Here is a 14,118-nt window from a genome sequence, read left to right as displayed (position 1 = left end):
GCGTACGGCGGGACTACCCCGGCACGCCCTGAGCGCCGGGGTCCGCCGGCCGCGCCGCGCCCAGGAAGCGGCGCAGGATCTCCTCGCCCGCCGCGATGCCGCGCTCGTCGAGTACGTCCACGTGCGGGGCGCTCCAGCCGCTGTCGGCGAGTTCGCCGTGGCCGGGGCGCCAGGCGCGGTCGGCGGCCAGCAGCAGGTCGGCGTCCAGGAGTGAGTCGCCGGCGGCGAGGGTGAGCGTGGCGCCGCAGCGGCGGGCGACCTCCCGCATCGCGGCGCTCTTGGTGAGGGGCCCGGGGACAGCGTAGATCTTCCGGCCCTGGAGCGAGACGGTCCAGCCCCGGCTGTCCGCCCATCGGGCCAGTTCCTTCACCCAGCCCTCGGGCAGCAGCGCGCGTTCGACGACGAGGTAGGCGAAGAGGTCCTCGGCGACCCGCTCCTTCAGCAGCCACGCCGGGTCGGCCGCCGCGACGAGGTGGGCCCGGACCTCGGCGAGCGGGGCACACTCCTCGGCCAGCCGTCCGGCCACCTGTGCCTGCCAGTCCGGGTCGGAGACCCCGTCGACCAGCAGGTGTCCGCCGTTGGCGCAGATGGCGTAGCGCGGGGCCGGGCCGGGCAGCCGGACGCGGTGGTACTGCTCGCGGGTGCGGGTGGTGGTCGGTACGAAGACCGTCGAGCGGGCCACATCGTCGAGGAGCCCGGCCGCCGTCTCCGTCACGTACGACAGGGGCTTGTGGTCGTACACCTCCACGCAGAGCAGCCTGGGCGCCTCGGCGTCCGGCATCGTGAGGTGGAGGGCTCCGGCGGAGTAGATGAGGGTGCGGTCGAGGTCGCTGGCGACCAGCGTCGTGGGGGTGGTCACTTCTCCGTCACCGCCCGGCCGTCCGCGCCGGTCGCGCCCTTGGTGTACCGGGGGTGGATCAGGCCCACGCAGGTGTACGGGAGCTCGTCGACCTCCTCGACCGGGACGCCGCGCTGTTCGGCGAGCAGCCGGATGTGTTCGAGGTCGGCGCCCGCGCCGCGCCGGGCGAGGATCTTCCACGGGACCCGGCGCAGCAGTACGCGCGTGGTCTCGCCGACGCCCGGCTTGACCAGGTTGACGTCGTGGATGCCGTACTCCTCGCTGATGCGCTCGACGGCTTCCCAGCCCTCCCAGGTGGGTGCCCGGTCCGCCGCGAGGAGTTCCTTGACCTCTGCGTCGACCTCGTCCGCGACCTCGTCGAAGCGGGCGGCGACCGTGTCGAGGAAGTGGCCGGACACATCGGAGCCGGCCAGCTCCCGGTAGAACTTGGCGCCGTGGAAGTCGTGGGGGCCGACCAGGTCGGCGCGCAGCACCGTACGGGAGATCAGGCCGGAGACCGTGGAGTTGAGGCAGGCGGACGGGATGAGGAAGTCCTCGCGCGTGCCGTAGGTGCGCACACAGCCGCCCGGGTCGGCCAGGACCGCGATCTCGGGGTCGAAGCCCTCGAACCCGGCGAGCGCCGCGGCCAGTTCGCGGGTGATGGCGCCCTTTCCGGTCCAGCCGTCGACGAAAACGACGTCGGCCGGGTCGTGGTGGGCGGCCAGCCAACGCAGGGCGTTGGCGTCGATGCCCCGGCCGCGCACGATGGAGACGGCGTAGTGCGGCAGGTCGAGCCCGTGCCGGTGCTGGGCCCAGCGGCGCATCAGGACGCCGACCGGCGTACCGGCGCGGGCCAGGGAGACGAGCACCGGGCGTGGGCCGCGCTCGGCGAGGACCGTCTCGGTGACGGTGCCGACCGCTCGGGCGATGCGTGCGGCCGAGGTGTCCAGGGCCGCCTGGAACAGGGCCTGGTACTCGGGGCTGGGCTGGTACTCCACGGGCAGCGACTCGGCGTAGTGCGCGCCACCGCTCTGTATCGCCTCCTCGCGCTCCTCGGTGGGCGCCTCCAGCTCCGTGTCCGAGAGGTCCTGGAGCAGCCAGCCGACGTCGGCTGCCGCGTAGGAGGAGAAGTCGGGGCCACGCAGGGGCTCGGGCAGCATGGGGGGTTCCTGCCGGTCGGGGGCGTGCGCGGGGGCGCGTGAGGGGATGTACGAGGGAACGACCGCGAGCAGCACCCGGCCGGTGTGGGCCGCCAGCCGGGCGAGCAGACCGTCGGGGGCGTGCAGTTCGGGGGTGTCGGCGGTGGAGTCGACGACTGCCACGACGGCGTCGAAGCCGGCTCCCGCGACGTTGTACGCGTACCGGTCGCCGGGGCCATCCGCGGGGTTGTCGTGGGCCGGGAAGACCAGCCGGCTCCGTATCGCGTATCCGGGGTCGTCCACGGCCAGGACGGGTGAGCGGGTCGTGGTCGAGTAGCGCACCTCGGCGTCGGTGAGCGCCTCCAGCGCGGTGCCGAGGCGCAGCGGCGCGTACATCAGCTCCTCGAAGCCGAGGACCAGTACGCGTCGGGCGTCGCCCAGCGCGTCGGCGATCCCTGCCGCCATGCCGGGGAGGGCCGGTTCCAGGAGCGCCCGGTGAGCGGGGGTGAAGCCGTGCCGGCCGCCGTCCGGGACGCCGGTGGGCCAGTCCAGCGCTATCCGGGTGCAGGGTGCGGGCGCCGGGGCCACGGGGTCTGTCGCCGGGGCCGAAGCCGAAGCCGGAGCCGAACCCGAAGCCGCAGCCGCAGCCGCAGCTGACCCCGACGCCGGGGCCGGCGCCGCAGCCGAACCCGACGCCGAGGCGGCCTCCGCCTCCATCACCGTCCCGGCCGCCTCCGCCGCCTCCTGCTCCGCCACCAGCGCCTGCCCGCGTGCCAGGACTCCGTCAGGCAGGCCGACCGTCCCCGAGTTCCGCGCCACCAGGTCCACGCGGGCGCCGATCTCGGCGGCGAACGTGGTCAGCCGGTCGTGGTCCTCGGGCGAGCGCATGTCCACCAGGGCCACAACGACGTACCGCTCGCGGGGGTACAGCTCATGGAGCATGCGAATGGTGTTGAGCACGGTGTTGCCGGTCGAGAACTCGTCGTCGACCAGGACCAGCGGCGCGGGGGCGCCCCCGGCGCCGGGGGCCGCCAGCAGTGTCCCGTCCTCCGGCAGCAGCAGGTGCGACGTGGCGTGCGAGTGGGACTCCTCGAATCCGCCCGCCCTGGCCACTCCCGCCACCGGGCGCCGCGTCGAGTGCAGGTACGGGGCGGCCCCGAGGCCGTCCGCGACGGCGTGGCCGAGGCCGGTGGCCGTCTCCGCGTAGCCGAGGACGACCGCGCGGCCGGCCTCGGCGTCACCCAGGAGCGCACGTACCCGCTCGCCCAGCTCGACCCCGGCGCCGTACACCACCGAGGGCCGCTGCGGCACATGCTTGCCCAGCACGTTCGACACGAGCAGATGCGCCCGCTTGGGGTTGCGGCGCAGGGCGAGGCCCAGCATCTCCGGGAGCTCCCGGTCGCCGATCAGCTCGACTCCCAGTCGCTCGGCAACCCAACTGCCCGACCACACCACGTCCACGGTCTCTTCTCCCGTCGCGCGCTCGCTCATCGACGCACGCTCAGTTCGCCGGCCCGGCGGCCAGCAGTTCCACGAAACCGACGTCTTCCTTCGCCACACCGAAGACCTCGGCCCGCAGCAGTGTCCGCTCGGCCCAGGCCCGGTGCGGCTTCACTTCGTTCATCTTGTTCGTGTACGCGGAACGCAGTACGCCCCCGCCGCCGCTCTCCGGCCGCAGGATGTCCTCGGCGTCGCTGAACTCCTCGTGACTGACCACCGACAGCGCGTGCACGGGCGCCACGTGCGAGGGGTGGATGCAGGTCTTGCCGAGCAGCCCGTTGGCCCGGTCGAGCCCGATCTCGCGCAGCAGGCCGTCCAGGTCGTGCTCGATGAGTGCCGTACGCAGTTCCTCGGCGCGGCCCTCCAGGAAGGGGCTGCGGCGGAGCTGCGGTTTGAACATGCGCTCCTGGACGCGGAAGTACTCCCACACCGGTCCGGTGATCGTGAAGCCGGTGCCGTCCGCCCGGCCCAGGACATTGACGACATCGCCGATGACGGCGCTGACGATCTGGACGTCGTACGCCGTCATGTCGGGCGCCCGGCGCAGACCGTAGGCCGAGCAGAAGTCGGTGACGCCGAGCCGCAGGGCGAGGACCCGGTCGCGGTACTTGTCCACGGAACGGGCGATTCCGTGCAGGGTCTCGCTCCGGGTCTCCAGATGCAGCAGCTCGGGAGATTCGAGAACCGGCATCGCGAACAGCCGCTGCCCGCAGGCCGCCTCCGCGGCGGCGAGGGCTTCCAGGAAAAGCGCGCCGCGTTCCTCCGTGAACTTCGGAAGTACGAATCCGGACAACATGCGGACCGAGGCGCCGAGCCGATCGACCAGGTCGGTGATCTGCCCCGGTTCGCGGACCCGGATGAAGAGCAGCGGAAGCTGGTCGGCCGCCTCGGCGAGCACCGCGAACTGGGTGACGAGGTTCACCTCGGCATCGGCCACCTCGGCGTCGTTTATCGAATCCTCCAGGCAAAGCACCATGGAGACGACGCCGCGCCGGGCCTGTTTGATCACATCGTCGGCGAGCGCGGGCCGGGTGGCCGGAGAGTAGAGCGTGGCCCCCAGGGCGACCGAGAGCAGCCGGGCGGGCGAGTCCGCGCTGAATTCGCACGGCTCCCGGAGGAACAGGCCCTCTCGGACAGCGGGCGAGATATGCCCGAAATGACGCATTGGTTTCCCCCGAACTGCCTGACCGGCCGGACGAATGTATGGCCGGTAATAGTACGTATGGACGGGTGTCAACAGTTCCCCATGTGCATGAATTTCCGGTTACCCGCCCATTGCCCCCCTCCGCCGGCAGGTATCGTCACGCCTCTCCCGGGCTCCGCCGGGCCCATGGATTTGTGCCCCCCGCGTTGTCCGCACGGGCGCCCAGCAGGCAGGATGACGGGCATGACGCACGCGATGCTGAAGGGCTCGAACGTCCCCCTCGACGCCATGGCCGTACGGGCCGTGCTGCGCTGGACCCCGGGGGCCGGGGTTCCGGATGTGGATGCCTCCGCCCTGCTGCTGGGGGTATCCGGCCGTGTGCGCTCCGACGAGGACTTCGTCTTCTACAACCAGCCCCGGCATCCCTCCGGTCTGGTGCGGCGGCTGCCCAAGCGCAGCGTCGCCGATGGTCTGACCGACACGATCGAGGCGGATCTGAGCGCGCTCGATCCCTCGGTGGACCAGGTGGTCATCGCCGCCTCCTCCGACGGCGCGGCCTTCCAGCAGGTCCGGGATCTGCGGATTCTGCTGTTCGACGCAGCCCTCGCGGACGGTGAGCCGCTGGCCGTGTTCGATGTCAGGGCGGAGACCGGGGAGGAGACCGCCATCATCTGCGGCGAGCTCTACCGGCGCGGGGAGGGCTGGAAGTTCCGGGCGGTCGGGCAGGGGTATCCGACCGGTCTGATCGGGCTCGCCACCGCCTTCGGGATCTCGGTCGACGAGTCGGAGGCGCAGGCACAGGGCCGGGCCGACGCCGCGACACAAGCACAGGCGCAGGCTCAGCCCGAGGGGCAGGCGCAGACGGCCGCCCCCGGGGAGGCCGCACACGGGCCGCACACGGCCCACCCGCTCGGCCCCGACGCCCATGCCACGGTCCAGCACCACCAGCCCTCGTACGGCTACCCACAGCCCGTCTCGGCCCCGCCCGCGTACGGCTACCCGCAGCCCGGACCGGCTTCCGCCCCGCCCGCGTACGGCTACCCGCAGCCCGGACCGGCTTCCGCCCCGCCCGCGTACGGCTATCCGCAGCCCGAGCCCGCCACCGCGGCGCCCGGATACGGCTATCCGCAGCCCGAGCCCGCCACCGCGGCGCCCGGATACGGATACCCGCAGCCCGAACCCGCTGCCGCCCCCTCCGGATACGGCTATCCGCAGCCGGCGGCAGCCGCCGCGCACGCACCGGACCCGCACTTCACGCTGCCCCCGCAGGGCCCGCAGTTCATCCGTTCCTGAGCCGCCGGGCCGCTGCGCACCCGGACCGCGTATCCGGCCGCCGGTCGGCACCGGTGCTCAGGTCCGGGTTTTGTAGCCGCGCCCCCACTGCATCCCGAAGCCGTACATCCGGTCCAGCTCCGACTGGAACCCGTAGACGAACTTCACCTCGCGCCGCACGATGAGCTCGTCCTTGATGTTCTCCACCGTGAACACGGCGCAGGAGCGGGCCTGCGGGGCGCGCTCGTCCAGCTCGATCTCGATCCGCGGGCCGTTGCCCGGGTAGAGCGTCACCTTGGCGTGCGTACGGTCGAACGCGGGCGTCTGGTCGTAGATGTAGACGAAGAACAGCAGCCGCTTGATCTGGTCGCGCTGGTCGAGATTGACGTAGACCGTCTCCCCGGACGGCGCCCCGAAGCGGTCGTCGCCGCTGAGTCTGATGTACGGCGGGGCGTTCAGATCGCCTATCAGGTTGCCCAGGGGCTGCACGACGCCCTTGGTGCCGTCCGTGAGTTCGTACATGCACCCGAGGTCCAGGTCGACGTTGACCATGCCCTGGGTGTGCGCCTGGACCACATCGGGCTTGAAGAGCTTGAACGGGCGCAGCAGCGAGCCGCTCTCGCCCGACCTGCCGGAGAAGTCCGAGCTCCGCATCCGCCAGGACAGGTTCACCCGGAGGTTGCCGGAGAGCGCGCCCTGTTTGTTCAGCGAGACCGTGGCGTTCCGCTTGGAGAGCACGATGGAACTCGTCGCGGAATTGCCCGACTCGAACTGTGCTGCGCGCCCCGGCCACACGCCGTCGAAGAAGCCCATCCCAACCCCCAAGTGATTTGTGGCGCGGCCGGTGCCCGGCCCCGCCCCCCGCACGTACCCCTGCTGTGCCTGCTGCCCCTGCGGTCCCCCGCGGTCCCCACGCCACCGCGGGGCGCACGGCGGTCACCGGGGCACATGACCGCGGGGCGGCCACCGGGCCGGGTCCGGATTTCGCCGGAGAGCCGTCGCCGTGTGGGCCGCCCCGCAGAGAGCGTTCCTCAATACCTACCGGGTCACACCCCGGAGGAGACTTCCGCCTTGGAACCGGAGCTGTCGCCCCCGTCGCCGCCGGCCGCGGCGAGCGCCTTGTTGCGGCGGACCGAGGACCAGAAGGACCAGCCGATCAGTACGACGCCGACGGAGCCGGTGATGAACTCGTTGATCTCGTACTGGATGGTGACGAGCAGGATGGCGGCCAGCGCGCCGATGGCGTAGTGGGCGCCGTGCTCCAGGTAGACGTAGTCGTCCAGCGTGCCCTCGCGGACCAGGTACACGGTGAGCGAACGGACGTACATGGCGCCGATACCGAGGCCGAGGGCCATCAGCACGATCTCGTTGGTGATGGCGAAGGCGCCGATGACACCGTCGAAGGAGAAGGACGCGTCCAGGACCTCCAGGTAGAGGAACATGAAGAACGCGGCCTTGCCCGCGAGGCCGACCGCGGAGACGGACTTGCCCGCCTTCTTGGCCTCTTCCTCGGCCTCGTGCTCGCGCTCCTCCTCCTCTTCGAGCTTGTTCTCGAAGAAGCCGGAGAGACCGCCGACCACGAGGTAAGTGATCAGACCCGCGATACCGGAGAGCATGACGGTCGACGCCTTGTCGACGTGCCCGCCGCCGTGCTGGTGGGCATGGGTCGCGAACGTCAGCGCCGTGATCAGCAGCACGATCAGCGCGATGCAGACCGACAGCATGTCGACCTTGCCGAGCTTGGCGAGCGGGCGCTCGATCCAGCGCAGCCACTGGATGTCACGGTCCTCGAAAATGAAGTCGAGGAAGATCATGAGAAGGAACATGCCACCGAAGGCGGCGATCGACGGATGCGCGTCCGTGACCAGTTCCTTGTACCTGTCAGGGTCGTTGAAGGAAAGATCGATCGCCTCGATCGGACCGAGCTGCGCACTGACGGCCACGATCACGACGGGGAAGACCAGCCGCATACCGAAGACCGCGATGAGCACACCCACCGTGAGGAAGATCTTCTGCCAGAAGGCATTCATCTTCTTCAGGATTCCGGCGTTGATCACCGCGTTGTCGAAGGACAGCGAGATCTCCAGGACCGACAGGATCGCCACAATGCCGAATGCCTGCCACCCCCCGTAGAACGCCGCTGCGACCAGACCGATCGCGGTGACCGCGAACGACCAGCCGAAGGTTTTCAGAACCACTGGCTACCCCATCGTGTTATGTAAGGGTCTCCCCCGGTGTGTACGGGGCTCCCCCGCGCCGTGCGCGGTTTTACGAAACGTTGACCCCGAAGTCTAGAGCGATACCTCTCAGGCCCGACGCGTACCCCTGCCCCACTGCACGGAATTTCCACTCGCCGTTGTACCGGTAGAGCTCGCCGAAGATCATCGCGGTCTCCGTCGAGGCGTCCTCGCTCAGGTCGTAGCGCGCCAGTTCCTGGCCGTCCGCCTGATTCACCACGCGAATGAAGGCATTGCTGACCTGCCCGAAGGTCTGTCCGCGATTGTCCGCCTCATGGATCGAGACCGGGAAGATGATCTTGTCGCAGTGGGCGGGTACCTGGTCGAGGTGCACGATGACCGACTCGTCGTCGCCGTCGCCCTCACCCGTGAGGTTGTCACCGGTGTGCTCCACGGAGCCGTCCGGACTGGTGAGGTTGTTGTAGAAGACGAACCACTCGTCGCCGAGCACCCGTCCCGACTGGCACAGCAGCGCGCTGGCGTCGAGGTCGAAGTCGGCTCCGGTGGTGGACCGTGCGTCCCAGCCGAGCCCGATCAGCACCTGGGTGAGGTTGGGAGCGGCCTTGGAGAGGGAGACATTGCCTCCCTTGGCGAGCGTGACGCCCATGTGTGTCCTCCCCGAGTCGTTGGACGATGTCGCCGGACGCTCGGACGCCCGGCGAGGGCGCGTGCGCGCCCCGGTTCACGAGCGCGTGAGCGGCGCCCGTGCAGGAGCGGCGTGAGCGCCCGGAACGGGCACGCGTGCGCCCTGTTGAGCACGTCCGGCGCCGCACACATCGTGCGGCGCCGGACGGATGGTGCTGATGGCGGCTCAGCGCTGCGGCGGAGCTGTCACCGGGCGTCGGTCAGACGTTGACGCCGAAGTCCTGCGCGATGCCGCGCAGACCCGAGGCGTAGCCCTGGCCGATGGCGCGGAACTTCCACTCCGCCCCGTTGCGGTACAGCTCGCCGAAGACCATGGCGGTCTCGGTCGAGGCGTCCTCGCTCAGGTCGTAGCGCGCCAGCTCCGTGTTGTCGGCCTGGTTGACCACGCGGATGTACGCGTTGCGCACCTGTCCGAAGCTCTGCTGACGGCTCTCGGCCTCGTAGATCGAGACCGGGAAGACGATCTTGTCCACATCGGCCGGCACACCGGCCAGGTTCACCTTGACGACCTCGTCGTCACCCTCGCCCTCACCGGTGAGGTTGTCACCGGTGTGCTCGACGGAACCGTCGGGGCTCTTGAGGTTGTTGAAGAAAACGAAATTCCCGTCGTTTCCGACCTTGCCCTCGGCGTTCGTCAGCAGGGCGCTGGCGTCGAGGTCGAAGTCACCACCGGTGGTGGTACGGGCATCCCAGCCCAGACCGACGATGACCGCGGTCAGGTTGGGCGCGGCCTTGGTCAGCGAGACGTTGCCGCCCTTGCTGAGGCTGACTCCCACGAGTCCTCCCATAGGTTTTCAGGGGCCGGCAGACACCAGCGTCCCCGTCGTGCGTTGGTATCGGATCAACGATTGGATCCTAGTGACCGGTTCCCTGCCAAAACAGGCTTTTGGCCGGGCGTCGCGATTCCGGGACCGGAGCCTCACGATTCACGGGACCGGAGCCCCACCGTTCCGGGACCGGAGCCCCGGATCCGGGGCTCCGGTCGCCGCGGTTCCGGGATCAGATCGCCGCGAGCGCCGTGATGTAGTCCTTGAGGTCGCGTGCGTCGGGCAGACCGTTGACCACGGTCCAGCGGACGACGCCCTCCTTGTCGATGATGAAGGTGCCGCGCACCGCGCAGCCCTTCTCCTCGTCGAAGACGCCGTAGGCCCGCGAGGTCGCGCCGTGCGGCCAGAAGTCGGAGACCAGCGGGTACTCCAGGCCCTCCTGCTCGGCGAAGACCCGCAGGGTGTGGATGGAGTCGTTGGAGACGGCGAGGAGCTGGGTGTCGTCGTTCTCGAACTGCGGCAGCTCGTCGCGGAGCGCGCACAGCTCACCCGTGCAGACGCCGGTGAAGGCGAACGGGTAGAACAGCAGCACCACGTTCTTCTCGCCCCGGAAGTCCGAGAGCCTCACGGTCCGGCCGTGGTTGTCCTTCAGCTCGAAATCCGGGGCCTGGGTGCCGACCTCGATCGCCATGGAACGCGTCCCTTCGCTACGTCACCGCTTGACCGGACTGGGCCGTCCGGGTGGCACCCACCCTACGCATGGGCGGGGCGCCGGCACGTACGAAGGCCCCCGGGGGCGTGATCGCCGCCGGGGGCCCCGGGTGATGAGAGAGCGGGTCAGCGCTTGCCCTTGGCCCCCTTGGGGGTGACCAGACGGCTGCCCGTCCAGTCCTTGCCCGCACTGATGCTCTTGGTCTGAGCGAGGCCGGCTGTCTGGGCAGCCTCATTGATGTCGCTCGGTTCGACGTATCCGTCACGGCCGGTCTTCGGCGTCATCAGCCAGACCGTACCGCCGTCCTCGAGCAGACCAATGGCATCCACCAGCGCGTCCGTAAGGTCGCCGTCCTCGTCGCGGAACCAGAGCAGGACGACGTCTGCGACGTCGTCGTACTCCTCGTCGACGAGATCCTGGCCGGTAGTGGCCTCAATGCCCTCACGGAGCTCCAGCTCGACGTCGTCGTCGTAGCCGATCTCCTGGACCACTTGTCCGGGCTCGAACCCCAGGCGTGCAGCCGGGTTGGTCCGCTCCTCCGCGTGGTCCGCGGTCGCGCTCACGGGTTGCCTCCTGATCATGTTTCGGAAAATGCTTCAGCCACGCGCGTGCGCGGGGCGTTGGCCGTAGTCCACACGGGCTCGGCGAATCGCGCAAGTACCCAGCGTCCGAGACCGCCTAAACGGTGACGTTCCCTGCCACGTCGCCGCAACTCCGGGCGGTCTCCCGCGGGGCCTTCGATGTCGCCCAATCCGTATACGTCCTTCCTCAGCTTATGCCGTTTCGATCCGGCATTCGGAGCCGAACAGCCTTTGGGAACGCTTGGACGGCTTGGGCGTATGGTTGCGGTTTGGCCCGACCCATCCTTGTGCTGCCCATACTCGTGCCCCGGACGTGACCGTTCGGAACCTCACGGTTACCCCGCGGTAGAGATGACGTTTACGCCCTCGCGGTACACGATGGAGGCGGCGCACAGCAGATGTCCCGGGGGTACGTTCCCCGTAACCAGGCCCCGTAGAGCAGCACCGAACAGCGAAGGAACAGCGTGGCTTCCGGATCCGATCGCAACCCGATCATCATTGGCGGCCTTCCGAGCCAGGTCCCGGACTTCGATCCCGAAGAGACCCAGGAATGGCTCGACTCCCTCGACGCCGCCGTCGACGAGCGAGGCCGTGAGCGGGCCCGCTATCTGATGCTCCGGCTCATCGAGCGCGCGCGCGAGAAGCGCGTCGCCGTGCCGGAGATGCGCAGCACGGACTATGTGAACACGATCGCCACGAAGGACGAACCGTTCTTCCCGGGCGACGAGGAGATCGAACGCAAGGTCCTCAACGCGACCCGCTGGAACGCGGCCGTGATGGTCTCGCGCGCCCAGCGTCCCGGGATCGGGGTCGGCGGTCACATCGCCACCTTCGCCTCCTCCGCCTCGCTGTACGACGTGGGCTTCAACCACTTCTTCCGCGGCAAGGACCAGGGCGACGGCGGCGACCAGATCTTCTTCCAGGGGCACGCCTCCCCCGGTATCTACGCCCGCGCCTTCCTGCTCGACCGGCTGAACGAGGCGCAGCTCGACGCCTTCCGCCAGGAGAAGTCGAAGGCGCCGAACGGCCTGTCCAGCTACCCGCACCCGCGGCTGATGCCGGACTTCTGGGAGTTCCCGACCGTCTCGATGGGCCTCGGCCCGCTCGGCGCGATCTACCAGGCGCGGATGAACCGCTACATGGAGGCGCGCGGCATCGCCGATACCTCCAAGTCGCACGTGTGGGCCTATCTGGGCGACGGCGAGATGGACGAGCCCGAGTCGCTCGGACAGCTGTCCATCGCCGCCCGCGAGGGCCTGGACAACCTGACCTTCGTCGTCAACTGCAACCTCCAGCGCCTCGACGGGCCGGTACGCGGCAACGGCAAGATCATCCAGGAGCTGGAGTCGCAGTTCCGCGGGGCCGGCTGGAACGTCATCAAGCTGGTCTGGGACCGCACCTGGGACCCGCTGCTCGCGCAGGACCGCACGGGCATCCTGGTCAACAAGCTGAACACCACGCCGGACGGGCAGTTCCAGACGTACGCCACCGAGACGGGTGCGTACATCCGTGAGCACTTCTTCGGCGACGACCCCCGGTTGCGCGACATGGTCAAGGACATGTCGGACCACCAGATCCTGCACCTGGGGCGCGGCGGGCACGACCACCGCAAGGTCTACGCGGCGTACGCGGCGGCCAAGGCCCACAAGGGCCAGCCGACCGTGATCCTCGCGCAGACGGTCAAGGGCTGGACCCTCGGACCGAACTTCGAGGGCCGCAACGCGACCCACCAGATGAAGAAGCTCACGGTCGAGGACCTCAAGCGCTTCCGCGACCGGCTGCACATCCCGATCACGGACAAGCAGCTGGACGAGGGCTACCCGCCGTACTACCACCCGGGCCGCGACTCGGAAGAGATCCAGTACATGCACGACCGCCGCCAGGGTCTGGGCGGTTATGTCCCGACCCGTGTCGTGCGGTCGAAGCCGCTGGTCCTGCCCGAGGACAAGACGTACGCCACTGCGAAGAAGGGTTCGGGTCAGCAGTCGATCGCCACGACCATGGCGTTCGTCCGCATCCTGAAGGACCTCATGCGGGACAAGGAGATCGGCAAGCGTTTCGTGCTGATCGCACCCGATGAGTACCGCACCTTCGGCATGGACGCGTTCTTCCCGAGCGCGAAGATCTACAACCCCCTCGGCCAGCAGTACGAGGCGGTGGACCGCGATCTGCTGCTCGCGTACAAGGAGTCGCCGACCGGGCAGATGCTGCACGACGGCATCTCCGAGGCGGGCTGCACGGCCTCGCTGATCGCCGCCGGTTCGGCGTACGCCACGCACGGCGAGCCGCTGATCCCGGTGTACGTCTTCTACTCGATGTTCGGTTTCCAGCGCACCGGCGACCAGTTCTGGCAGATGGCCGACCAGCTGGCGCGCGGCTTCGTGCTGGGCGCCACCGCCGGCCGTACGACGCTGACCGGTGAGGGTCTCCAGCACGCCGACGGCCACTCGCAGCTGCTCGCCTCGACGAACCCGGGCTGTGTCGCGTACGACCCGGCCTTCGGGTACGAGATCGCGCACATCGTCAAGGACGGTCTGCGGCGGATGTACGGCGGGACGCCCGAGGAGAACGAGGACGTCTTCTACTACCTGACCGTCTACAACGAGCCGATCCAGCACCCGGCCGAGCCCGAGAACGTGGACGTCGAAGGCATCCTCAAGGGCGTGTACCGCTTCAGCAGCGGCGAGCGGGGCCAGATCCCGGCCCAGATCATGGCGTCCGGTGTGGCGGTCCCGTGGGCGGTGGAAGCACAGCGCATCCTCGCCGAGGAGTGGAACGTCAGGGCGGACGTCTGGTCGGCGACCTCCTGGAACGAGCTGCGCCGCGAGGCCGTGGACGTGGAGCGGTACAACCTGCTGCACCCCGAGGAAGAGCAGCGCGTCCCGTACGTCACGCGGAAGCTGTCCGGCTCCGAGGGCCCGTTCGTGGCGGTCTCGGACTGGATGCGTTCGGTGCCGGACCAGATCGCGCGCTGGGTGCCCGGCGCGTACCAGTCGCTGGGTGCGGACGGCTTCGGCTTCGCCGACACCCGCGGTGCCGCCCGCAGGTTCTTCCACATCGACGCGCAGTCGATCGTCCTCGCGGTGCTCACGGAGCTCGCGAAGGAGGGGAAGATCGACCGTTCGGCGCTGAAGACGGCGGTCGACCGCTACGACCTCCTGGATGTGGCCGCGGCCGATCCGGGCGCGGCGGGCGGCGACGCCTGAGCACACGCGGGCGCGCGTCGGTGCGTGCCCAGGCGTGCGTAGGCGCGTGTAGGCGCGTGTAGGCGCACCTGACACAT

General features: G+C 69.5%; 11 protein-coding genes. 2 read left to right on the top strand and 9 right to left on the bottom strand.

What is annotated here, in order from left to right:
- Nucleotides 1–13: 13 nt before the first annotated feature.
- Genes ABT170_RS00475 through ABT170_RS00465 form a run of 3 tightly spaced genes read right to left on the bottom strand, consistent with a single transcriptional unit; the run spans nt 14 to nt 4,642 of the window.
- On the bottom strand, nt 14–859 hold the full coding sequence (locus tag ABT170_RS00475) for an HAD family hydrolase (protein ID WP_351863197.1): 846 nt from the start codon (nt 857–859) through the stop codon (nt 14–16).
- Nucleotides 856–3,468 carry a phosphoribosyltransferase gene (locus ABT170_RS00470; RefSeq protein WP_351863195.1) on the bottom strand — a complete coding sequence of 871 codons (2,613 nt, stop codon included), beginning with the start codon at nt 3,466–3,468 and terminating at the stop codon, nt 856–858. The genes ABT170_RS00475 and ABT170_RS00470 overlap by 4 nt, the downstream gene beginning before the upstream one ends.
- 10 nt (nt 3,469–3,478) lie before the next feature.
- Nucleotides 3,479–4,642, bottom strand: coding sequence for an HpcH/HpaI aldolase/citrate lyase family protein (locus tag ABT170_RS00465; protein ID WP_329943388.1), 1,164 nt, complete (start codon nt 4,640–4,642; stop codon nt 3,479–3,481).
- A 222-nt stretch (nt 4,643–4,864) separates the two neighbouring features.
- Between ABT170_RS00465 and ABT170_RS00460 the strand changes: the two genes are divergently transcribed.
- Nucleotides 4,865–5,914 carry a TerD family protein gene (locus tag ABT170_RS00460; RefSeq protein WP_502970450.1) on the top strand — a complete coding sequence of 350 codons (1,050 nt, stop codon included), beginning with the start codon at nt 4,865–4,867 and terminating at the stop codon, nt 5,912–5,914.
- A 57-nt stretch (nt 5,915–5,971) separates the two neighbouring features.
- On the opposite strand, the gene ABT170_RS00455 is transcribed toward ABT170_RS00460, so the two are convergent.
- The 6 genes from ABT170_RS00455 to ABT170_RS00430 form a co-directional block, all read right to left on the bottom strand.
- Nucleotides 5,972–6,706, bottom strand: a complete 735-nt coding sequence (locus ABT170_RS00455; RefSeq protein ID WP_329943390.1) for a TerD family protein — start codon at nt 6,704–6,706, stop codon at nt 5,972–5,974.
- A 233-nt stretch (nt 6,707–6,939) separates the two neighbouring features.
- Complete coding sequence (locus ABT170_RS00450) at nt 6,940–8,091, bottom strand: DUF475 domain-containing protein (protein WP_329943391.1); 1,152 nt, start codon at nt 8,089–8,091, stop codon at nt 6,940–6,942.
- Nucleotides 8,092–8,161: 70 nt separating this feature from the next.
- Nucleotides 8,162–8,737: a TerD family protein gene (locus ABT170_RS00445; RefSeq protein WP_329943392.1), complete on the bottom strand. Its 576-nt coding sequence runs from the start codon at nt 8,735–8,737 to the stop codon at nt 8,162–8,164.
- Nucleotides 8,738–8,975: 238 nt separating this feature from the next.
- On the bottom strand, nt 8,976–9,551 hold the full coding sequence (locus ABT170_RS00440; RefSeq protein ID WP_266930369.1) for a TerD family protein: 576 nt from the start codon (nt 9,549–9,551) through the stop codon (nt 8,976–8,978).
- Between the two features lie 223 nt (nt 9,552–9,774).
- Nucleotides 9,775–10,233, bottom strand: coding sequence for a peroxiredoxin (locus ABT170_RS00435; protein ID WP_266930370.1), 459 nt, complete (start codon nt 10,231–10,233; stop codon nt 9,775–9,777).
- 146 nt (nt 10,234–10,379) lie between these two features.
- Nucleotides 10,380–10,817, bottom strand: coding sequence for a DUF3052 domain-containing protein (locus ABT170_RS00430; protein WP_266930372.1), 438 nt, complete (start codon nt 10,815–10,817; stop codon nt 10,380–10,382).
- Nucleotides 10,818–11,299: 482 nt separating this feature from the next.
- Here ABT170_RS00430 and aceE point away from each other — a divergent pair, with 482 nt between their 5' ends.
- Nucleotides 11,300–14,041, top strand: coding sequence for a pyruvate dehydrogenase (acetyl-transferring), homodimeric type (gene aceE / locus ABT170_RS00425; RefSeq protein WP_329943393.1), 2,742 nt, complete (start codon nt 11,300–11,302; stop codon nt 14,039–14,041).
- Nucleotides 14,042–14,118 lie beyond the last annotated feature (77 nt).

It is taken from the genome of Streptomyces sp. NPDC001787 (assembly GCF_040297465.1).
Lineage (GTDB): Bacteria > Actinomycetota > Actinomycetes > Streptomycetales > Streptomycetaceae > Streptomyces.
Note: the sequence above shows the minus strand (reverse complement) of the source record. Positions and strands in the feature narration are given on the sequence as shown.